Source organism: Streptomyces sp. NPDC050658, from assembly GCF_044457025.1.
GTDB lineage: Bacteria > Actinomycetota > Actinomycetes > Streptomycetales > Streptomycetaceae > Streptomyces.
The window spans coordinates 1-21,166 of sequence record NZ_JBITGM010000014.1 but is presented as its reverse complement, the minus strand read 5'-3'; the positions used below and the strand labels follow the sequence as shown (position 1 = coordinate 21,166).

Annotated in this window: 16 protein-coding genes; 12 read left to right on the top strand and 4 right to left on the bottom strand. The window is 71.5% G+C overall.

Annotated features, from left to right (window positions below):
* Positions 1 to 143 precede the first annotated feature (143 nt).
* Both ACIBKX_RS35520 and ACIBKX_RS35515 read left to right on the top strand, forming a co-directional pair.
* Positions 144 to 3,782: a glycosyltransferase family 2 protein gene (locus ACIBKX_RS35520; protein ID WP_363277146.1), complete on the top strand. Its 3,639-nt coding sequence runs from the start codon at positions 144 to 146 to the stop codon at positions 3,780 to 3,782.
* The gene (locus ACIBKX_RS35515) at positions 3,779 to 5,281 is read left to right on the top strand and encodes a DUF5719 family protein (RefSeq protein WP_363277147.1); all 1,503 of its coding nucleotides are present in this window, start codon (positions 3,779 to 3,781) and stop codon (positions 5,279 to 5,281) included. Before ACIBKX_RS35520 ends, ACIBKX_RS35515 begins: the two co-directional genes overlap by 4 nt.
* Before the next feature lie 30 nt (positions 5,282 to 5,311).
* On the opposite strand, the gene ACIBKX_RS35510 is transcribed toward ACIBKX_RS35515, so the two are convergent.
* Positions 5,312 to 5,761, bottom strand: a complete 450-nt coding sequence (locus ACIBKX_RS35510; protein ID WP_363277160.1) for a metallopeptidase family protein — start codon at positions 5,759 to 5,761, stop codon at positions 5,312 to 5,314.
* Positions 5,762 to 6,116: 355 nt separating this feature from the next.
* Here ACIBKX_RS35510 and ACIBKX_RS35505 point away from each other — a divergent pair, with 355 nt between their 5' ends.
* The 7 genes from ACIBKX_RS35505 (at position 6,117) to ACIBKX_RS35475 (ending at position 13,958) form a co-directional block, all read left to right on the top strand.
* Positions 6,117 to 6,494, top strand: a complete 378-nt coding sequence (locus ACIBKX_RS35505) for a DUF3499 domain-containing protein (protein WP_363277148.1) — start codon at positions 6,117 to 6,119, stop codon at positions 6,492 to 6,494.
* A 193-nt stretch (positions 6,495 to 6,687) separates the two neighbouring features.
* Positions 6,688 to 8,304, top strand: coding sequence for an L-lactate permease (locus ACIBKX_RS35500; protein WP_363277149.1), 1,617 nt, complete (start codon positions 6,688 to 6,690; stop codon positions 8,302 to 8,304).
* Positions 8,305 to 8,459: 155 nt separating this feature from the next.
* Entirely contained in the window at positions 8,460 to 9,824 is a 1,365-nt protein-coding gene (locus ACIBKX_RS35495) for a phosphomannomutase/phosphoglucomutase (protein WP_363277150.1), read from the top strand.
* Between the two features lie 422 nt (positions 9,825 to 10,246).
* Positions 10,247 to 10,423: a Trm112 family protein gene (locus ACIBKX_RS35490; protein WP_363277151.1), complete on the top strand. Its 177-nt coding sequence runs from the start codon at positions 10,247 to 10,249 to the stop codon at positions 10,421 to 10,423.
* A 63-nt stretch (positions 10,424 to 10,486) separates the two neighbouring features.
* Positions 10,487 to 11,683: an SIS domain-containing protein gene (locus tag ACIBKX_RS35485; RefSeq protein ID WP_363277152.1), complete on the top strand. Its 1,197-nt coding sequence runs from the start codon at positions 10,487 to 10,489 to the stop codon at positions 11,681 to 11,683.
* A gap of 65 nt (positions 11,684 to 11,748) precedes the next feature.
* Complete coding sequence (gene manA, locus ACIBKX_RS35480) at positions 11,749 to 12,900, top strand: mannose-6-phosphate isomerase, class I (RefSeq protein WP_363277153.1); 1,152 nt, start codon at positions 11,749 to 11,751, stop codon at positions 12,898 to 12,900.
* A gap of 113 nt (positions 12,901 to 13,013) precedes the next feature.
* Positions 13,014 to 13,958 (top strand): cation diffusion facilitator family transporter, encoded by a 945-nt coding sequence (locus ACIBKX_RS35475; protein WP_363277154.1) that lies wholly within the window; start codon positions 13,014 to 13,016, stop codon positions 13,956 to 13,958.
* A gap of 72 nt (positions 13,959 to 14,030) precedes the next feature.
* Here ACIBKX_RS35475 and ACIBKX_RS35470 read toward each other — a convergent pair whose 3' ends face one another.
* Entirely contained in the window at positions 14,031 to 16,133 is a 2,103-nt protein-coding gene (locus ACIBKX_RS35470) for a fructose-specific PTS transporter subunit EIIC (RefSeq protein ID WP_399376946.1), read from the bottom strand.
* 377 nt (positions 16,134 to 16,510) lie between these two features.
* On the opposite strand from ACIBKX_RS35470, the gene ahcY reads away from it, so the two are divergent.
* Both ahcY and ACIBKX_RS35460 read left to right on the top strand, forming a co-directional pair.
* Positions 16,511 to 17,965 (top strand): adenosylhomocysteinase, encoded by a 1,455-nt coding sequence (gene ahcY / locus ACIBKX_RS35465; protein WP_363277155.1) that lies wholly within the window; start codon positions 16,511 to 16,513, stop codon positions 17,963 to 17,965.
* Between the two features lie 148 nt (positions 17,966 to 18,113).
* Positions 18,114 to 18,728 (top strand): hypothetical protein, encoded by a 615-nt coding sequence (locus ACIBKX_RS35460; protein ID WP_363277156.1) that lies wholly within the window; start codon positions 18,114 to 18,116, stop codon positions 18,726 to 18,728.
* A gap of 13 nt (positions 18,729 to 18,741) precedes the next feature.
* On the opposite strand, the gene ACIBKX_RS35455 is transcribed toward ACIBKX_RS35460, so the two are convergent.
* A complete protein-coding gene (locus ACIBKX_RS35455) occupies positions 18,742 to 19,701 on the bottom strand; it encodes an RDD family protein (protein ID WP_363277157.1) in 960 nt (319 codons plus the stop codon).
* Between the two features lie 89 nt (positions 19,702 to 19,790).
* Here ACIBKX_RS35455 and ACIBKX_RS35450 point away from each other — a divergent pair, with 89 nt between their 5' ends.
* Entirely contained in the window at positions 19,791 to 20,798 is a 1,008-nt protein-coding gene (locus ACIBKX_RS35450; RefSeq protein WP_363277158.1) for a stage II sporulation protein M, read from the top strand.
* A 122-nt stretch (positions 20,799 to 20,920) separates the two neighbouring features.
* Here the strand turns inward: ACIBKX_RS35450 and ACIBKX_RS35445 are convergent.
* Positions 20,921 to 21,166 (bottom strand): hypothetical protein (locus tag ACIBKX_RS35445; RefSeq protein WP_363277159.1); only part of this gene is annotated, 246 nt, incomplete at its 5' end.

The following is a 21,166-nucleotide window of genomic DNA, read 5'->3' as shown; positions in this document are numbered from 1 at the left end:
ACAGCCCTTCGCCAGTGGGATATCCACAGGCGGCGGGCTGTCTTCATGCCAGCCGTTAGTGTGGGGCCCCGTCCGAGACGCCCCGGCGCCCCCGCAGGGCGCAGGCGTCCACCGCAGTCCATCGAACCGGGGCCCGTACCTCGATGTCCGTGCACAGCACTTCGGCAGCCAGCCACCCTGACGCTGCCGCCGCAGGTTTCGACCCGACGCGCCCGCCCGAGTTTCCGCGGCACGTCGTCACCGCCGTGATCGTCTCCCACGACGGCGCCCGCTGGCTGCCCGACGCCCTCGCCGGACTGCTCGGCCAGGAGCGCCCGGTGCAGAACGCCGTGGCCGCGGACACCGGCAGCGCGGACGACTCCGCGCGCCTGGTCACCGAGGCGTTCGGCCCCGACCGCGTCCTGCATCTCGCCCGGCGCTCCGGCTTCGGCACCGCCGTCGACGAGGCCGTCCGCACGGCCGGCGTGCTCACCCCCGAAGAGCTGCCCTATCTGAAGCGCCCCAGCGGCTGGGACCCGGTCACCCGGTCCTGGCGCGACGACGCCTACGACATGCCGGAGCTCCCGCACGGCGAGCCCGAGCAGTGGCTGTGGCTGCTGCACGACGACTGCGCGCCCGAACCCGGCGCGCTCGCCGAACTGCTGCGCGTCGTCGAGAACGAACGCGAGGCCGGCAAGGACGTCGCGATCGTCGGCCCCAAGCTCCGCGGCTGGTACGACCGCAGGCAACTCCTCGAAGTCGGCGTCTCCATCGCCAACAGCGGCCGCCGCTGGACCGGCATCGACCGCCGCGAACAGGACCAGGGCCAGCACGACCACGTACGACCGGTCCTCTCGGTCTCCACGGCCGGCATGCTGATCCGGCGCGACGTCTTCGACCAGCTCGGCGGCTTCGACCGGCGCCTCCCGCTGATGCGGGACGACGTCGACCTGTGCTGGCGCGCCCAGAACGCGGGCCACCGCGTCCTCGTCGCCCCCGACGCCGTCGTGCGGCACGCCGAGGCCTCGTCCCGCGAGCGCCGCACCGTCGACTGCGTCGGCCGTACGTCGACGTCGCCGCACCGCGTGGACAAGGCGGGCGCCTCGTACGCGCTGCTCGTCAACGCCCGCACGGCGGTGCTCCCGTGGGTGCTGCTGCGGCTCGTCGTCGGCACCGTCCTGCGTACCGTCGCGTACCTCGTCGGCAAGGTCCCCGGACAGGCGGTCGACGAGGTCGCGGGTCTGCTGGGGACGCTGCTGCGGCCCGGCCGGATCCTCGGCGCCCGCAAGCAGCGCGGCAAGCCGGTGCCGGAGGCCGCCGAGATGCGGCCGCTCTTCCCGCCGCCCGGCGCCACCGTCCGTGCCACCGTCGAACAGGTCGCCGGCAACATCGTCGGCCGCTCCGACCCCGAGGCCGTCATGGGCGCGGGCCGGCACGGCGCCGTCGAGTCGGGCCCCGGCGGGGACGACGCGGACTTCCTGGAGGTCGAGCAGTTCGCCCGGCTCAAGCGCATCGCCCGCAAGCCCGGACCGATGCTCTTCGTAGTGCTGCTCTTCGTCTCCCTCATCGCCTGCCGCCAACTCCTCGGCAGCGGTGCCCTCGCGGGCGGCGCCCTGCTGCCCGCACCCGCCGACTCCGCCGGCCTCTGGGACCGCTACCTGGACGCCTGGCACCCCCTGGGCACCGGCGGCACCCAGGCCGCGCCGCCCTACCTCGCGCTCGTCGCGGGGCTCTCCTCCCTGCTCTTCGGGTCGACCGGGCTCGCCGTCACGGTGCTCCTCGTCGGCTCGGTGCCGCTGGCCGGATTCGCCGCCTACTTCGCGTCCCGGCCGCTGGTCGAGTCGCGCCTCCTGCGCGCCTGGGCCTCGGTCGCCTACGCCTTCCTGCCGGCCGCCACGGGCGCGCTCGCGGGCGGCCGTATCGGCACCGCCGTCCTCGCGGTCCTGCTGCCGCTCATCGCCCGCGCCGGCATCGCGGCGAGCGGACTGACCTCTCCGGAGGGGACGCGCGGAAGCTGGCGCGCCACCTGGGCGTACGCCCTGCTCCTGACGGTCGCCACGGCCTTCACACCGATCGTGTGGCCGATCGCCCTGGTGCTCGGCCTCGCCCTGCTCGCGCTGCGCCGTGCCGACATCACCGCGTACGGACTGCGCTTCCTCGCCACGCTCGGCACCCCGCTCCTGATCCTCGCCCCGTGGTCGCTCTCGCTGCTGCCGTTCGGCTTCTTCCGCGAGGCCGGGCTCGAGTTCGGCGCCGGCTCCGCGAGCGGCTTCGACCTGCTCGGCGGCAGCCCGGGCGGCCCCGGAACCGTGGACGGGCTGCTGCTCATCGGCATCGTGCTCGCCGCCCTCGCCGCACTGCTGCGCACCGAACGGCAGCTCGCGGTCCGCACCGCGTGGGTCATCGCCCTGGTCTCGCTGGTCTTCGCCGCCCTGTCGAACGGCTCGGCGTGGGCCGGACCCGCGACCCTCGCCTACGGCATCGCGCTCCTCGCCGCCGCCGCGCTCGGCGCCGACGGGGCACGCACGCGTGTCGCCGAGCAGAGCTTCGGCTGGCGTCAGCCGGTCGCCGTCCTGATCGCCTTCGCGGCGGCCGCCGGGCCGCTGCTGGTGGCCGCCGGGTGGATGATCCGGGGCGCCGACGGTCCGCTGGAGCGGCGGGACCCGGTGCAGGTGCCCGCGTTCGTCGCCGAGGAGAGCGGCACCCAGGACCAGGCCCGCACCCTCGTCCTGGACAGCGGGTCGCCCGCCGACGTCTCGTACTCCCTGGTCCGCGGCTCGGGCTCGCGGCTCGGTGACGCCGAGCTGGCGGACGCCGGCGGCTCGAACGAGCAGCTCGACAAGATCGTCGCCCACCTCGTCGCGGGCTCCGGGGCCGACCAGGCCGACCAGCTCGGCGGCTTCGCGGTGCGCTACGTCCTCGTACGCGACGGAGCGCCCCGGCAGATGAGCCGCGTCCTGGACGCGACGCCCGGCCTCACCCGGCTCAGCCAGGAGGACGGCAGCGCCCTGTGGCGCGTCGACCGGCAGGTCGCGCGCGCCACGATCGTCTCCGAGTCCGCCGACCCGCTGCCGGTGGCGGCGGGCCCCGTGGAGCTGCACACGAACGTCCCGGCGGGCGACGAGGGCCGCACCCTGCGCCTGGCCGACGAGGCAGACGAGGGCTGGACGGCCACCCTGGACGGCCGCCCGCTCACCAGGACCACGCTGGACGGCTGGGCCCAGGGCTTCGACCTGCCCGCCACCGGAGGCCGCCTGGACGTCACCTACGACGGCTCCGCGGGCCACACCGGATGGCTGTGGGCGCAGGGCGCGATGGCCGTCGTCCTGGTGGTGCTCGCACTGCCGGGCCGCCGCCGCGACGTGGACGACGACCTCCCCGAAGCACCCGTCATCCCGGCCCAGCCGGTCGAGGGCGAGGGGCGCAGGGCGCGCAGGCTGCGGGCCCAGGCCGAACAGGACGCCGCCGCGCAGGACGAGACGGGAACACCGTCTCCTCCTCCGGAGGAGGAGCCCGCCCTCGCGGCGGTCCCCGGGCAGCAGGCGCAGTCGTACGGCGGGTGGGAGACCCCGGCCGCACCCGCGGGCGGCGACCACACCGCGTACGACGGCGGGCAGCCCTACCCGGCGGGCTCGTACGAGCAGTCCGCGTACCAGGCCGACGCCTACCAGGGCGGTCAGTACGACCCCTACGAGCAGTCGTACGACGCGGCGTACGGGCAGCAGCAGCCCCCGATGCCGCCCATGCCCCCGCAGCCGCCGCACAGCACCGACAGTGAGCGTCCCGACGGGAGCCGGCAGTGAACCGCACGACCCAGTCCCTGATCGCCGCCGTGGCCGCGCTGGCGGCCGTCACCGGATTCGCCGCGGCCAATGTGCCGGGCGGCTCGGCCGACGACGGCGCGAAGGCGGCCCCGCGGCTGCCCGTCGAACGCACCAGCCTGCTCTGCCCGGTGCCCAGTTCGTCCGACCTCGCCGAGACCTCGTACACGGCGTTCACCCCGAAGGGGGAGGGCTCCGGAGATGAGGGCGAGGCGGAACTGCTGCCCGCCACGCGGGCGTTGACGGAGGCCGCCCTCAAGGGCACCGAGAAGGACAAGAAGAAGGCCGTCAAGCCGTTCCTGACGTCGAAGACGCCGGGCAAGCCGGTCGCCGGGGAGGAGTCCGGCGCAGAGTCGCCCGCCCTCATCGGCACCGCCGACGGGGCGCTCGCCCCCGGCTGGACCGTCCAGCAGACCACCACGTACGCGGCGGGCAGCGGACGCGGCGTCCAGGGCGCCAACTGCACCGCTCCCGACACGGACTTCTGGTTCCCCGGAGCGAGCACGTCCAAGGACCGCAGCGACTACATCCACCTGACCAACCCGGACGACTCGGCGGCTGTCGTCGACATCGAGCTGTTCGGCCCGGACGGCCCCATCAAGTCCGAGGTGGGGGAGTCGATCCAGGTCCAGCCGAACGGCAGCGTCCCCGTGCTGCTCTCCACGCTCGTCCCGAAGGAGCACACCAACCTGACGATGCACGTCATGGCGCGCAGCGGCCGGGTCGCGGCCGCCGTCCAGTCGTCGGACGACAAGCTCGGCGGCGACTGGCTGCCGGCGTCCGCCGACCCCGCGGGCCGTGTCGTACTGCCGGGCATCCCCAAGGACGCCACTTCGGTACGCCTGGTCGCCTTCGCGCCCGGTTCCGACGACGCGGACCTGAAGGTCCAACTGGCCTCGCCCACCGGCTCGATCAGCCCGGCGGGACACGCCACGCTGCACGTCAAGTCCGGGATGACGACCGCCGTGGACCTCGGTGATGTCACCAAGGGCGAGGCGGGCTCGCTGGTCCTCACGCCGACCGAGGACGAGGTGCCGGTGGTGGCGGCCCTGCGGGTCGTCCGCGGGAAGGGCGCCGACCAGGAGACGGCGTTCATCCCGGGCACCAATGCGATCGGTACGCGCGCGACGGTGGCCGACAACCGCTCCAAGGGCTCCACGCTGTCCCTGGTCGCCCCCGGCAAGACGGCGAAGGTGAAGGTCACCGCGTCGGCGGGCACCGAAGGCGGCTCGTCGGCGACGAAGACGTACACGGTCAAGGGCGGCACGACCCTGGGCGTCAGGCCTCCGGTCCCCGCCGGGCTCAAGGGCGCGTACGCCCTCACGGTGGAGCCCGTCGGGGGCGCCGAGGTCTACGGCTCCCGGATGCTGGAGATCCCGGAGGACGGTGTCCCCGGCTTCACGGTCCAGACGCTGCCGGACGACCGGGGGATGGTGTCGGTGCCGGAGTCGGAACAGGATCTGACGGTGCTGCAGAAGTAGGGCTTCTCCGTACGGCTGCGGGGAGGGCGCTCAGTCTTCCCCGTACCGCGGGTCCACCGACTCCGGAGAGAGCCCGAGCAGCTCGGCGACCTGCTCGACGACCACTTCGTGGACCAGCGCGGCCCGCTCGTCCCGCCCCTTGGTGCGGATCTCGACGGGCCGCCGGTAGATCACGACACGGGCGGGGCGCCCCTCGGAGGCCTGGATCGTGCCTCCCAGAGGGACCGCCTCGTCGCTCCAGTCGCCCTCGCCGCCGCCCAGGGGCGGCACCTCGAGCACCAGGAAATCGATGTCGCTCAGCTGCGGCCAGCGCCGCTCGAGCCGCTCCACGGAGTCCTGCACGAGGTCGGTGAAGACCTCGGCGCGGCTGGCCGACAGCGGCACCTGGGGCGGCGCCACAGGGCCGCGCATGCCCCTGCCGTGGCGGTCGCGGCGGCGGGGCCTCGGCTCGGCGGAGCGGGGCTGTACGGGGTCTTCCATCACTGACGAAGCGTAGTCCTCGAGATCGCCGTTTCCGCACAGCTTCCGCCCGGCGCCCGCCCCCGCTTCCGCGCCGGTTCCGAACGGCGCACGCCATGTCGCCCGATGACCATTCCGGCCAAGCTTGCGCCCGATTCCGTGTCTCTCCCGGACCGTCGATCTCGCGACGAATGACGGGAAATGCGCCAAGTGGTGACCGGATTCAACACCATGGGGCACCCTGGCCTCCGACGTCGCCGCAGGTCAGTGAGGCGCCCCAGAAGCCCGTCGTGGCGGGGATCACAGCGCGACACGGTGGGGTGACGTCGGGGAGAGTCGTCGCGGCCCGCTCAAGAGTGCGGTACCGTCCAACATCGTGAGCCCTGTACGTCGCTGTTCGCGCACCGCTTGCGGCCGTCCCGCCGTCGCGACGCTGACGTACGTCTACGCCGACTCGACCGCGGTCCTCGGCCCCCTCGCCACCTACGCCGAACCCCACTGCTACGACCTGTGCGCCGAGCACTCCGAGCGCCTCACCGCCCCGCGCGGCTGGGAGGTCGTCCGGCTCGCCGACGCCTCGGGTCCGGCCCGCCCCAGCGGCGACGACCTCGAGGCGCTCGCCAACGCGGTGCGCGAGGCCGCACGGCCGCAGGAGCGCGCGGCGGAGGCCGGCGGAGGCGGTGCGCGCACGGCGGACCCGATGGAGGTCGCACGCCGCGGCCATCTCCGGGTGCTGCGCTCCCCGGATTCCTGAGCAGGCACTCTCCGTGGGCCGCGTTTCCGAGGCGGCCCTCTCCGTAGGCGTATCCGCACTCCCGGAGCACCCTGTCGTTTACCGCTGAACAATTTCTGTTGCACGACCCATTGACGTGCCCATGTCGCGGAGTCGACCATTCCCCCACTCGTGAGAGATCGCTTTCCGCATCACGGAAACCGGGGAGTCGCCCGTGTACGTGCAGCAGCTGGAGCCCCTCGCCGATTCGCTCGGCCTGTCCGCCCTCATCGCGACCCTGCCCCTGCTCACCGTCCTCGTCCTGCTCGGCGCCGTCCGCATGAAGGCGCACCGGGCGGGGCTCATCGGCCTCGCGGTCGCCGTCCTCGTCGCCTGGCTCGCGTACGGCATGCCGCTCGGTCAGACCGTCTCCAGCGCCGCGCAAGGGGCCCTCTTCGGCCTCTTCCCCATCCTGTGGATCGTCGTCAACGCCCTGTGGGTGTACCGGATGACGGTCCGCACCCGGCACTTCGACATCCTGCGCCGCTCCTTCGGACGGCTCTCCGACGACCCCCGCATCCAGGCCCTCGTCGTCGCCTTCTGCTTCGGCGCGCTCCTGGAGGCCCTCGCCGGCTTCGGCGCGCCCGTCGCGATCTGCTCGGTGATGCTGGTGGCGCTCGGCTTCGACCCCGTGAAGGCCGCCGTCGTCGCCCTCGTGGCCAACACCGCGCCCGTCGCCTTCGGCGCGATGGGCACCCCCGTGGTGACGCTGGCTCAGGTGACGGGGCTTCCGCTGGACACCGTCGCCACGGTCGTCGGCCGCCAGACGCCGCTGCTCGCCCTCGTCGTACCGCTGCTCCTGGTCGGCCTCGTGGACGGCCGCCGCGGGCTCCGCGAGACCTGGGTGCCCGCCGTGGTGTGCGGATTCGCCTTCGCCGCCGCGCAGTTCGTCGCGTCCAACTACGTCTCCGCCCAACTCGCCGACATCGGGGCGGCCCTGGTGGGCGCGGGCGCCCTGGTGGCGGTGCCCGGCGCGCGCAGGCCCGCGGCGGAACCCGTACGCGCCGCGGTCCTCACCGGCGTACGCAGCGAGGACCTGGACGAGCAGGACCGGCGGCCCGAGATCCTGCGCGCCTACGCCCCCTACGCGCTCATCGTCACCATCTTCTCGATCGCCCAGATCCCGCCCGTGAAGGACCTGTTGACGAAGGCGACCCGGACCTTCGACTGGCCCTTCCTGAACGTCGGCAACCCGGACGGGGACCCGGTCGGCGGCAATCTCTTCTCGCTGCCGCTGGTGGCGACGGGCGGGACGCTCGTGCTGCTCGCCGGTGTCGGCACGGCCGCCGTCATCGGGGTGCACGCGCGCGTGGCAGTGCGCGAATGGCTGGCGACGGTCCACGAACTGCGCTTCGCGATCCTCACCGTGACCTCGGTCCTCGCTCTCGCGTACGTCATGAACCTGTCCGGACAGGCCGCCACCATCGGCCACTTCGTGGCGGCCGCGGGCGCGGGGCTCGCCTTCCTCTCGCCGGTGCTCGGCTGGTTCGGCGTGGCCGTCTCCGGCTCCGACACCTCGGCCAACGCGCTCTTCGGCGCCCTCCAGGTGACGGCGGCCCAGCAGTCGGGGCTCTCGCCCGAACTGCTCGCCGCCGCCAACAGTTCGGGCGGCGTACTCGGCAAGATGATCTCCCCGCAGAACCTGACGATCGCGTGCGCGGCGGTCGGACTCGCGGGCAAGGAAGGCGATCTGCTGCGCAAGGTCCTGCCCTGGAGCATCGGACTCCTGCTGGTGATGTGTCTGATCGTGGTGGGACAGAGCACGGCGGCGCTGGGCTGGATGCTGCCGTGACGCGAGCCTGATGCCGGCGGTTGGGCTTGGCGCCACTCACAGCTGGCTGTCAGTTGTTGCGGGTAGTTTGGGGTGACCGACGAGTGCCTCCTGGACCAAGACAGGGACACTTTCCGAGACCGCTGAACTCGCAGAACCTGCAGAGAGGGTTGGCCGTGACTGCTGATCTGTCCCAGATCGTGAAGGCGTACGACGTGCGCGGGGTCGTACCGGACCAGTGGGACGAGTCGCTGGCCGAGCTGTTCGGGGCGGCCTTCGCGAAGGTGACGGGCGCGGACGCGATCGTGACCGGGCACGACATGCGGCCCTCGTCGCCGGGCCTTTCGCGTGCCTTCGCGCGCGGTGCCGCCTCGCTCGGCGTGGACGTCACGGAGATCGGCCTCTGCTCGACGGACCAGCTCTACTACGCGTCGGGGGCGCTGAACCTGCCGGGCGCGATGTTCACGGCCTCGCACAACCCCGCGCAGTACAACGGCATCAAGATGTGCCGCGCGGGCGCCGCCCCGGTCGGCCAGGACACCGGCCTCGCCGACATCCGCGCCCTGGTGGAGGGCTGGACGGAGACCGGCGCCCCGGAGCCGGCGGCCACGCCCGGCACGCTCACCGCGCGGGACACCCTCAAGGACTACGCGGCGCATCTGCGGGGCCTGGTCGACCTGACGTCCATCCGCCCCCTGAAGGTCGTCGTCGACGCGGGCAACGGCATGGGCGGGCACACGGTCCCGACGGTCTTCGAGGGCCTCCCGCTCACGCTCGTACCGATGTACTTCGAGCTGGACGGCACGTTCCCGAACCACGAGGCGAACCCCCTCGACCCGAAGAACATCGTGGACCTGCAGCAGCGGGTGCGCGAGGAGGGCGCCGACCTCGGCATCGCCTTCGACGGCGACGCGGACCGCTGCTTCGTCGTCGACCAGAGCGGCGACCCGGTCTCGCCCTCCGCGATCACCGCCCTGGTCGCCGCGCGCGAGCTCGCGCGCAACGGCGGCAAGGGCACTGTCATCCACAACCTGATCACCTCGTGGTCGGTCCCCGAGGTCGTCCGGGAGAACGGCGGCACGCCCGTCCGCACCCGCGTGGGGCACTCCTTCATCAAGGAGGAGATGGCCAAGACGGGCGCGATCTTCGGCGGCGAGCACTCGGCGCACTACTACTTCCGCGACTTCTGGAACGCGGACACGGGCATGCTGGCCGCGCTCCACGTCCTCGCGGCGCTCGGCGGCCAGGACGGCCCGCTGTCGTCCCTCGTCGCCCAGTACGACCGCTACGCCGGCTCCGGAGAGATCAACTCCAAGGTCGACGACCAGACGGCCCGCCTCGCCGCGATCAAGTCGGCGTACGAGGGCCGCGAGGACGTCACCCTGGACGAACTGGACGGCCTGACGATCACGTCCACGGACTGGTGGTTCAACGTCCGAGCCTCCAACACGGAGCCGCTCCTCCGCCTGAACGTGGAGGCGAGGGACGAGGCAACGATGACCACCACACGGGACGAGGCCTTGGCGATCATCAGGGGCTGAGCCAACAGCCACCGCCCCACCGCCGCGTTTGCGGGCAGGCGTCCCGGACCTTCTGCCCACCCCGCCGCCGCACCTGCGGGCAGGCGTTCCGGCCCTTCTGCCCACTCCGCTCCGTTTGCGGGCAGGCGTCCCGGAGCCTCTGCCCGCCCCGCCGCCGCACCTGCGGGCAGGCGTCCCGGCCCCTCTGCCCACCCCCGCCCCGTTTGTGGGCAGGCGTTCCGCACGGCGGAACGGGTGGGCACAAACCACCACCGGCCCGCAGCCGGCAAAGAGACCGGTCACCGAACCAAGGGGGCCTGGGGCGGAGCCCCGGCCGAGCACAAGCCCAGGCCCCCGGCCGAGCACAAGCCCAGGCCCCCGGCCAGCGGTACGCTGACCAGGCCACATCCCCCACCCCACCCGCGCCCGAAGGGACCAACCCCATGCCGCTCGAAGCCGGCCTCCTGGAGATCCTCGCCTGCCCGGCCTGCCACGCCCCCCTCAAGGAGGCCGACACAGAGCTGCTCTGCACGGCGGACGCCAAGGACTGCGGCCTCGCCTACCCCGTCCGCGACGGCATCCCCGTCCTCCTCGTGGACGAGGCCCGCCGCCCGGAGTAACCGCGAAAACACAGACGCGCACCCCGCAGGAAGCCGCGCACGGCGATCGGAGGCCTCACCCCCATGCTCGACGAATCGCTGCTAGACGCCCCAGAGGCGCTCGCCGTGGCCGACCGCCGCGGCCTGCTCCGCGGCGCCGCGGAGGCCGGCGCCCGCGTCCGCACCGCGGTCCGGCACGCCACCGAGGCCGGACTCACGCAGCTCAAGCCCGACGGCCGCCCCCGGGCCGTCCTGATCGCGGGCCCCGGCACCGCCGCCACCAGCGTCGCCGACTTCCTCGGCTCGCTCGCGGGCGCAGGCTGCCCCGTGATCCGCCTGGCCCCCACCGGCGTCGCCCCCGCGGCAGGCGCCCTGCGCTGGGCGCTCCCCGGCTGGGCGGGCCCCGTGGACCTGCTGCTCATCGCAACGCCGGACGGCACGGAACCGGGCCTGACCCTGCTCGCGGAGCAGGCCTACCGCCGAGGCTGCACGGTCGTCGCCGTGGCCCCCGCCCGCACCCCACTGGCCGAAGGCGTGGAAGGCAGCCACGGCCTCACGGTGCCGATGGCGACATCTCCGTACGGAGAATTCGAGGCCCCGCACGACGGCGAGCGAGCCTCCGAGGGGTACGAGGCGCGCCGCCTGGAGGACGAGGCCGCCGCGGCCGCCCCCGCCACCCTGTGGGCCCTCCTGACGCCGCTCCTGATCCTCCTGGACCGCACGGGCCTGATCACCGCCCCGGTCGAGACCCTGGAAAAGATCGCCGACCGCCTCGACACCGTCGCCGAACGCTGCGGCCCCGCCATCGCGACGTACAGCAATCCCGCCAAGACCCTCGCCGCGGAGCTCGCCGACGCGCTCCCGGTGATCTGGACCGAGGGGCAGCTCGCGGGCCCCACGGGCCGCCGTTTCGCCGCCACGCTCGCCGAGCTCGCCGGACATCCGGCGGTAGCCGGAGAGCTCCCCGAGGCGCTGCCCGCGCACGGCGCGCTGCTCGCCGGCGACCTCGCCCCGAGCGCCGACGGCGACGACTTCTTCCGCGACCGCGTGGAGGAGCCCCAGTCGCTGCGCGCCCGCGTCGTGCTCCTGCGCGACCAGTCGATCGACGCCGGCGGTCTCACCGCCGCCCCCGCGGCCAGGGAGCTCGCGCACGGCCACGACGTGGCGATCAGCGAGCTGGAACCGGAGGCCGGCGAGGAACTGGAAGCCCTCGCCGACCTGATCGCCGTCACGGATTTCGCCGCCGTTTACCTGGCGCTCGCCCCGAGGGACCGATCATGACCCCGGTCGGGTCATGACCTGAGACCCCGCAGCACGCAGATACGTACGTAAGGGAGACCCCCTCCGTGGACCGCCTCACCAACACCATCCGCCCCTACGCCTGGGGTTCCACCACCGCCATCGCGGAGCTGCTCGGCGTCGAGCCGAGCGGTGAGCCGCAGGCCGAGATGTGGATGGGCGCCCACCCGGGCGCGCCCTCGCGCACCGAGCGCGGTCCGCTCAACGAGGTGATCGGCGAGGACCCGGAGCACGAGCTCGGCCGCGCGGCGGTCGCCAAGTTCGGCCCGCGCCTGCCCTTCCTCCTCAAGCTCCTCGCGGCCGGCTCCCCGCTCTCCCTTCAGGTGCACCCCGACCTGGAGCAGGCGAAGGAGGGGTACGCGGACGAGGAGCGCCGCGGCGTCCCGATCGACGCCCCGCACCGCAATTACAAGGACGCCAACCACAAGCCCGAACTGATCTGCGCGCTCACCGAGTTCGACGGCCTGTGCGGCTTCCGCCCGCCGGTCGAGGCCGCTGACCTGCTAGCCGGTCTGGGCGTCGACTCCTTGAAGCCGTACGTCGACCTGCTGCACGCCAAGCCCGAAGAGGCCGCCCTGCGCGAGGTCCTGACGGCCGTGCTGAGCGCCGACCCCGAGCAGATGGCCGCGACCGTCACCGAGGTCACCGCCGCCGCCGAGCGCCTGGGCGGCGACTACGCCCCGTACGCGGGACTCGCGCACCACTACCCCTCAGACCCCGGCGTCATCGCGGCGATGCTGCTCAACCACGTCCGACTGCAGCCCGGCGAGGCCCTGTTCCTCGGCGCCGGTGTCCCGCACGCCTACCTCGACGGCCTCGGCGTCGAGATCATGGCCAACTCGGACAACGTGCTGCGCTGCGGACTGACCCCCAAGCACGTCGACGTACCCGAACTCCTGCGCATCGTCCGCTTCGAGGCGACCGACCCCGGCATCCTGCGCCCGGAGGCCTCGCCCGACGGCGAGGAGGTCTACGACACCCCGATCGACGAGTTCCGCCTCTCCCGCTTCGTGCTGCCCGAGGGCGGCGCCACGCACGACCTCACCGCAGGCACCCCGCAGATCCTGCTCTGCACGGCGGGCGCCGTCCGTGTGGGCGATGTGCCGCTGACGCCCGGCGGATCCGTGTTCGTCCCCGCGGAGGAAAAGACCGAAGTGTCGGGAGTAGGCACCCTCTTCCGTGCCACTGTGGTGGCCTGAGACACCACGCGTCGCTCGTGCTGCAACAATGACCCACCGCAAAGGACGGGCAAAGCCGCGTCCGACCGGCAGTGGTTGAAGAGCGTACGCAGGCGAAGGGACAACGGGCACTCATGAGCGCGTCAGGCGGAACAAAGGCGATCGTGGCGGCACTCGCCGCCAACTTGGCGATCGCGGTGGCGAAGTTCGTGGCGTTCCTCTTCAGTGGCTCGTCGTCGATGCTCGCCGAGAGCGTGCACTCGCTCGCGGACTCGGGCAACCAGGGGCTGCTGCTCCTCGGCGGCAAGAAGGCGCAGCGCGAGGCGACCCCGCAGCACCCCTTCGGCTACGGCCGCGAGCGCTACATCTACGCGTTCCTGGTCTCCATCGTGCTCTTCTCGGTCGGCGGCATGTTCGCGATCTACGAGGGCTACGAGAAGATCAAGCACCCGCACGAGATCGAGGCCTGGTACTGGCCGGTCGGCGTGCTGGTGTTCGCGATCATCGCCGAGAGCTTCTCCTTCCGCACGGCCATCAAGGAGTCGAACCACACGCGTGGCAGCCTCACCTGGACGCAGTTCGTCCGCCGCGCGAAGGCTCCCGAACTGCCGGTCGTGCTCCTGGAGGACCTCGGCGCGCTCGTCGGTCTGATCCTGGCCCTCGGCGGCGTGGGCCTCGCGCTCGCCACCGGCGACGGCATCTGGGACGGCATCGGCACGCTCTGCATCGGTGTCCTGCTCATCCTGATCGCGATCGTCCTCGCCGCGGAGACCAAGTCCCTGCTCCTGGGCGAGGCCGCGGGTACGGACGAGGTCGAGAAGATCGAGCAGGCCCTGGTCGACGGCGACACGGTCACCCGCGTCATCCACATGCGCACGCTCCACCTCGGCCCCGAGGAACTCCTCGTCGCGGCCAAGGTCGCCGTCCAGCACGACGACACGGCCACCGAAGTGGCCAACGCGATCAACGCCGCCGAGGAGCGCATCCGCGCGGCGGTCCCGATCGCCCGCGTGATCTACCTGGAGCCGGACATCTACAGCGAGACGGCGGCGGCCGAGGGCACGAACCCGGCGAAGTAGCGTTTTTTGTACGTACGTTGATGGGGCCCCGCACCTGGGAAGGTGCGGGGCCCCATCAACGTACTGACGCGACTACTGGACCTCGCGCAGCACGTCGAGAATCGCCGCGTCGTCCGGCGCCGCCTCAAGCCGGGCACGGAAGTCCGTGTCCATCAACTTCCGCGAGAGCAGCGCGAGAATCCGCAGGTGCTCATCCCCGGCGGCCGCCTCCGGCACCGAGATCATGAAGATCAGCTTGGCCTTCGTACCGTCGAGCGCACCCCATTCGATGCCCTCCGAAGACCGCGCGAACCCGACGACCGGCGAGACCACCGCGTCGGTCTTGGCGTGCGGGATGGCGATCTCCTCGCCGAGCCCGGTGGTGCCCTGGGCCTCGCGGCGCAGGGCCGTCCGCACGAGCTCGTCCACGTCGGCGACCTTGCCGGTAGTGGCGAGGAGCGCCGCCATCTCGCGGATCGCGGAATCCTTGTCCTCGGATTCCAGCTGGACCTTCACGGTCTGCGCGGTGAGATAGCCGGAGAGGACCTCGGGGGCCGCGTCCGCCGGGACCGCGTCCGCGGGGGCGGCAGCAGCCGGGGCGGCGGCGGTCGTCGCGGCAGGCGCCTTCTGGAGCGACGCGCCGACGGCTCCCGCATCCGCACCCGCACCTGCGCCCACGCCCGCGAGCACCGGCTCGGGACCACCCGGCACGTCCACGACCGGCGCCCCGCGTCGCTTGCGCTCGCTGAGGTCGACCAGCGTGACGGTGGTGAGCGCGGTGACGACGGTGCCGATGGCGACCGCGACGAAGAACATCGGTACGCCCCCGATGGCGCCCAGAACCGCCACGATCGGCCCGCCGTGCGGCACCGCGTCCTCGACGCCCGCGAGACCCGCGATCGCACCGGCCACGGCACCGCCCAGCATGTTCGCCGGAATGACCTGCGCGGGCCGGGCGGCAGCGAACGGAATCGCACCCTCCGAGATGCCGAACATGCCCATGAACAAGGCCGCGAGGCCCGTCTCCCGCTCCTGCTCGCTGTAGAGCCGCTTGCGGATCAGCGTCGCGAGGCCCTGGCCGAGCGGCATGACCGGGATCGCCGCGGCACACATGCCCATGACGGTCTGGTTGCCGGTCGCGATGAGCCCCGCGCCGAAGAGGAACGCCGTCTTGTTGACGGGCCCGCCCATGTCGAAGGCGATCATCAACCCGAGGATCGCGCCGAGCAGAATCGCACTCGTCCCCGTCATCCCGCTGAGCCAGTCGGTCAGATGCTCGAAGACCCACGAGATCGGTTTGCCGATGACGTAGATGAAGAAGAGCCCGAGTGCCGTCGTCGCGACGATGGGGATCACGATGATCGGCATGATCGGCTGGGCGAACTTGGGGACCTTGACCTTCTTGATCCACAGCACCAGATAGCCGGCGAGGAAGCCGGTCACGATGGCCCCGATGAAGCCCGCGCCCGCCTTGGAGTCGTACAGCTCACCGGTGTTGGCGATCCAGCCGCCGATCATGCCGGGCACCAGCGCGGGCCGGTCCCCGATCGCGTACGCGATATAGCCGGAGAGGATCGGCACCATCAGCGTGAAGCCGATGACGCCGATCTGGTTGACGTGCATCCAGAAGGAGTCGTCGGGGATGACGAGTCCGCCCTCGGGGTCGGTGTGACCGCCGAGCGAGAGCGAGATGGCGATCAGCAGACCGCCGACCACGACGAACGGAATCATGTACGAGACGCCGTTCATCAGCGCCTTGTACGCGACGCTGCGCTCCCTGCCGCCTCCGCCGCCGCTGGTGAGCGGCTCGGCGGCACCGCCTCCGCCGCCCGCCCCGTGCACGGGGGCGCTCTGCACCTGCTCGATGAGCCGCTCGGGGTGGCTGATGCCCTCGGAGACCCCGACGGACAGCACGCGCTTGCCGACGAAGCGGCCGCGGTCGACGTCCTTGTCGGCGGCGATGATGATGCCGTCGGCGTCTCTGACATCGTTGTCAGTCAAGACATTCTCGGCCCCGATGGAGCCTTGGGTCTCCACCTTCATGTCGATGCCGAGGCTCTCCGCGGCCTGCGCGAGCTTCTCCGCGGCCATGTACGTGTGAGCGATACCGGTCGGACAGGCGGTCACCGCGAGCAGCTTGAGCTTCTTCCGCTCGCCGTCGCCACCGCCTATGGGGGGATCGGCCGGATGGTTCACGTGGATCTCCTAACGCCTAACACCTTCGTCAAACAAGATCGCGCAAATGTTCCCGATCTCAAGGCATCCTGCAACACATACGACGAGGATCAAAAGCGCAAAGGTCCCGTATTGGCAGGGTCTGTGGCCCTTTCCTCGGCCACCCCGCCCGCACGGGCGTGGCCGGAGGCGGGCTGGGGCTGACTCGGCCAATCGGTGTAGCTTTGTGACTGAGCCAGACGTCGCTGCTGATGGCGGTCGGGCGGTCCGCGCACGGACCGGCCGAGGGAGAGAGGGCCTCCGACGGACTGCGCTGCGCGCGCCGGTGCACTCGTGTGTCCCGTTGCCGCAGGTCAGCCATGTCCACCCTCGATCCATCCACGAGGAGCAGCTCACTCATGACTCTCATCAACGGCCAGGACTTCAAGGTCGCCGATCTCTCCCTCGCCGAATTCGGCCGCAAGGAGATCACCCTCGCCGAGCACGAGATGCCCGGCCTGATGGCGATCCGCAAGGAGTTCGCAGCCACCCAGCCGCTGGCCGGCGCCCGCATCATGGGCTCGCTGCACATGACCGTGCAGACCGCCGTCCTCATCGAGACCCTGGTCGCCCTCGGCGCCGAGGTCCGCTGGGTCTCCTGCAACATCTTCTCGACCCAGGACCACGCGGCCGCGGCCATCGCGGTCGGTCCGAACGGCACGCCGGACGACCCCCAGGGCATCCCGGTCTTCGCCTGGAAGGGCGAGACCCTCGAGGAGTACTGGTGGTGCACGGAGCAGGCGCTGACCTGGCCGAACACCCCCACCGGCGGCCCGAACATGATCCTGGACGACGGCGGCGACGCCACCCTCCTCGTCCACAAGGGCGTCGAGTACGAGAAGGCCGGCAAGGTCCCCTCCGAGGACACCGCCGAGTCGGACGAGCACCGCGTCATCCTGCAGCTCCTCAACCGCACCATCACCGAGGGCTCGCAGAAGTGGACCCAGCTCGCCTCGGAGATCCGCGGCGTGACCGAGGAGACCACGACGGGCGTCCACCGCCTGTACGAGATGCACCGCGACGGCACGCTGCTGTTCCCGGCGATCAACGTCAACGACGCCGTCACCAAGTCGAAGTTCGACAACAAGTACGGCTGCCGCCACTCCCTGGTCGACGGCATCAACCGCGCCACGGACGTCCTGATCGGCGGCAAGACCGCCCTCGTCTGCGGCTACGGCGACGTGGGCAAGGGCTGCGCGGAGTCCCTGCGCGGCCAGGGCGCCCGCGTGATCATCACCGAGGTCGACCCCATCTGCGCCCTCCAGGCGGCGATGGACGGCTTCCAGGTCACCACGCTCGACGAGGTCGTCGACAAGGTCGACATCTTCGTCACCACGACCGGCAACAAGGACATCATCATGGCCTCGGACATGGCCAAGATGAAGCACCAGGCGATCGTGGGCAACATCGGCCACTTCGACAACGAGATCGACATGGCCGGCCTCGCGAAGATCCCCGGCATCGTCAAGGACGAGGTCAAGCCGCAGGTCCACACCTGGACGTTCCCCGACGGCAAGGTCCTCATCGTGCTCTCCGAGGGCCGCCTGCTGAACCTGGGCAACGCGACGGGCCACCCGTCCTTCGTGATGTCCAACTCCTTCGCGGACCAGACCCTGGCCCAGATCGAGCTGTTCACCAAGCCGGACGAGTACCCGACCGACGTCTACGTGCTCCCCAAGCACCTCGACGAGAAGGTCGCCCGCCTGCACCTCGACTCGCTCGGCGTGAAGCTCACGACGCTCCGCCCCGAGCAGGCCGCGTACATCGGCGTGGAGGTAGAGGGCCCGTACAAGCCGGACCACTACCGCTACTGACCGAGCCCGGCGGGGCCCCGGCCCCGCCGACCACGCTCACCGCAGGCCCTCGCCCACCGGGGCGGGGGCCTGCGCCCGTGAGAGCACGGCCGCAACCGGTCAACACCCACCCCGGCCGAACCCCGCCCACGACGAGGACTCAACCCCCATGCCCCGCGGCCACTATTCGCTCCACGACCCGCACGACCACACCCCCCTCGGTGAGGAACACTTCCACTGCGCCCCTGGCCCCTCCGGCTGGCGCTACGTCTCCCAGCGGATCGCATCCTCGGGCGAGCACACCGGCTCCGTCGACCTCGCCCTGGACGAACTCGGCCGCCCCATCCGCCTCGAACTGCACGCGGGGGACTGGCAGATCCGCGCCGCCGCCATCGACGGCGTGACCTGGGTCCGCACCGACGCCACCGGCGCCCATGCCACCGAGGACAACGCCCCCGCCCACGCCTTCACCGGAACTTCCCCCGCTTTCCTCGTCGCGACCTCACGCCTCCTGCGCCTCACCCCCACTGCCCCCGCGACCCGCGTACGTCTCGTCGCCTTCACCGACCCGGTCCTCGCCCCCCGCACCCTCGACCAGTCCTGGGCCCTGCTCAAAAGCGAAGCACACGCCACTGACAACGGCCCCCTGATCGTGGACGAATACCAGGTCACAGCCCTGGACACCGGCGAGCAGCACGCCGTACACATCGCCGGCGACGTAGTCCTCTCGGCCCCCGGCATCGAACTCGAGAACCTCGAAACCCCGCCGTCGACGTTCGCCTGACGCATGCCCAGCTCTAGGCGGGCGGGACGAATCCCGTGCTCGGAGGCGACACTTCGGCCGGGGGAGCGGCGGCGGCCGGGTGGGCTGCAGGCGTTGAGGGAGTTCCGGTCACTGACGGAGCTGCGGGAACTGAGGGAGCCGGGTAGCCGGAATAAACAGCCTGATGGCCCGCAGTCGGCAGAGGACCGGCAGGACCCCCGCCACCGCCACCGCTCGCACTCCCACCTCCACCGAACGCCCGCCGGGCATCACGCGCCTGCCGCTCCTGCACCACAGCGGCCAGGTACGCGGCCGGCGGCACACCCTGCGGCGCAGGCGTCCCCGTCCGCGCCGCGAGATCCCCGGCGAGCCGCTCGGCCATCGCCCAGCCCACCTGCGGATCCAACTGCCCCATCCGCGTCAGGTACTGCCGGATCGCCAGCCAGAGCCCGTCGGGCACCCCGGACAGATCCAGCCCCGAGAACCGCCCGGACAGCCAGGGCGGCGGCGGAGGCACGAACGCCGCCCGACCGGCAGGCACCCGCTCCCGCACGACCAGCGTCCCCGCGAACACATCCCCGAGCCGCCGCCCCCGCGCCGACACCAGCGAGGCAATGACCGCGACGACCCCGAAGGTCAGCAGAATCTCGACGACCCCCACTGCACCCCGCACCAAGGCGTGCCGGAACCGGATCGGCCCTCCGTCGTCCCGCACCACCCGAAGCCCGCACGCCAGCTTCCCCAGCGACCGCCCATGGCTGAGCGTCTCCACGGCGATCGGCCCGCCGACGAGGATCAGCAGGAAACTCGCGACAGCGATCGCGGCGGCCGCGGCGTCATCCAGCGACGAGGTCGAGGCCACGATCCCGATGGTCACGCCGAGATAGACCGCCCAGGCCACCACGAGATCGATCAGTACCGCGAGCGCCCGACTCGGCAGCTTCGCGGGCCGCAGCTCCAGCGCCACCGCCTCGCCCGTCACCAGCTCACTCACGCCGACCGCCCTTCCCCGTAGTGCCCCAGTAACGGCCAGTCTGCCAAGCTGAGGCAGCATCGTGCCGCAGTACGAGGAGCAGCCGCCTGATGGACCTCGACGTCTTCGTCTCCGCCCACCGCGCCGAGTGGGACCGCCTCGACGCCCTGCTGCGCCGCCAGCGCCGCCTCAACGGAGCCGAGACCGACGAACTCGTCGCCCTCTACCAACGCACGGCCACACATCTCTCCCTCATCCAGTCCAGCGCCCCGGACCCCCAGCTCACCGGCCGCCTCACACACCTGGTGGCACGCGCGCGTAGCGCGGTGACAGGAACCCGGCGCGCCTCCTGGCGCGACGTGACCCGCTTCCTGACCCACGGCTTCCCGGCAGCGGTCTACCGAAGCCGCCACTGGTGGGTTCCCACCGCACTCCTCTCGACGCTGCTCGCCGCGGTCATCGGCTGGTGGATATCCACGCACCCGGAGGTCCAGGCCTCGATCGCGGCCCCTTCGGAACTGCGCGAGCTCACCCGGCCCGGCGGCGAGTACGAGACGTACTACTCGAGCCACCCCGCGGCGTCCTTCGCCGCCCAGGTGTGGACGAACAACGCCCAAGCAGCGGCGATGTGCCTGGTCCTGGGCGGCTTCCTCTGCTTCCCGGTGATCTGGATCCTCTTCCAGAACATGCTCAACCTGGGCGTGGGCATCGGCCTGATGTCATCGGCCGGCCGCCTGGACACCTTCCTCGGCCTGGTCCTGCCGCACGGCCTCCTGGAGCTGACCGCCGTCTTCGTGGCCGCCGGTACGGGTCTCCGCCTCGGCTGGACCCTCATCGACCCCGGCCCACGGACACGACGCACGGCACTGGCGGAAGAGGGCCGCGCCGCCCTGGGCATGGCTGTGGGCCTTGCGCTGGTCCTCTTCGTGGCAGGAGCCATCGAAGGCTTCGTCACCCCTTCAGGCCTGCCGACCTGGGCCCGCATCACCATCGGAATCGCTGCTGAGCTGGCATTCCTTGCGTACGTCTATGTGGTGGGCGGCAGGGCGGCACGTGCCGGCGCCACGGGTGACCTGGATGCCGAGGAGCGCAGCGCGACGGTTCCCACGGCCGCCTGATGTGCGTACGCCCCTGCTGACCTGCTAGTCTCCTCGACGCCCCAAGAAAACCGTTGACACGGAAGGACTGGGGAGGTAGATTCGAACAGTTGCCTAGAACTGGACAAGTCCAGTGGCGGCAGTTAACATCTGCTTGCTTCTTGAATTTCATTGACGAGAAGCCACTCCCGATAAATCGGAACTTCCGAGCCGGTCAGTCCGGCGGAAAACTTCTGATAAAGTCGGAACCGCCGGAAAGGGAAACGCGAAGGCCGAGAGGCTGGAGCGGGAACTGGAAAGGCACCGAGGAAATCGGACACGAAAGAGTCTGATAGAGTCGGAAACGCAAGAACAGCAAGAACAAAATGAAACACCGAAGGGAAGCGCCC

Coding starts and splice junctions, on each gene's coding strand:
- ACIBKX_RS35520 (WP_363277146.1), top strand. CDS start 144: ATGTCCGTGCACAGCACTTCGGCAGCCAGCCACCCTGACGCTGCCGCC.
- ACIBKX_RS35510 (WP_363277160.1), bottom strand. CDS start 5,761: ATGGAAGACCCCGTACAGCCCCGCTCCGCCGAGCCGAGGCCCCGCCGC.
- ACIBKX_RS35490 (WP_363277151.1), top strand. CDS start 10,247: ATGCCGCTCGAAGCCGGCCTCCTGGAGATCCTCGCCTGCCCGGCCTGC.
- ACIBKX_RS35485 (WP_363277152.1), top strand. CDS start 10,487: ATGCTCGACGAATCGCTGCTAGACGCCCCAGAGGCGCTCGCCGTGGCC.
- ACIBKX_RS35475 (WP_363277154.1), top strand. CDS start 13,014: ATGAGCGCGTCAGGCGGAACAAAGGCGATCGTGGCGGCACTCGCCGCC.
- ahcY (WP_363277155.1), top strand. CDS start 16,511: ATGACTCTCATCAACGGCCAGGACTTCAAGGTCGCCGATCTCTCCCTC.
- ACIBKX_RS35460 (WP_363277156.1), top strand. CDS start 18,114: ATGCCCCGCGGCCACTATTCGCTCCACGACCCGCACGACCACACCCCC.
- ACIBKX_RS35450 (WP_363277158.1), top strand. CDS start 19,791: ATGGACCTCGACGTCTTCGTCTCCGCCCACCGCGCCGAGTGGGACCGC.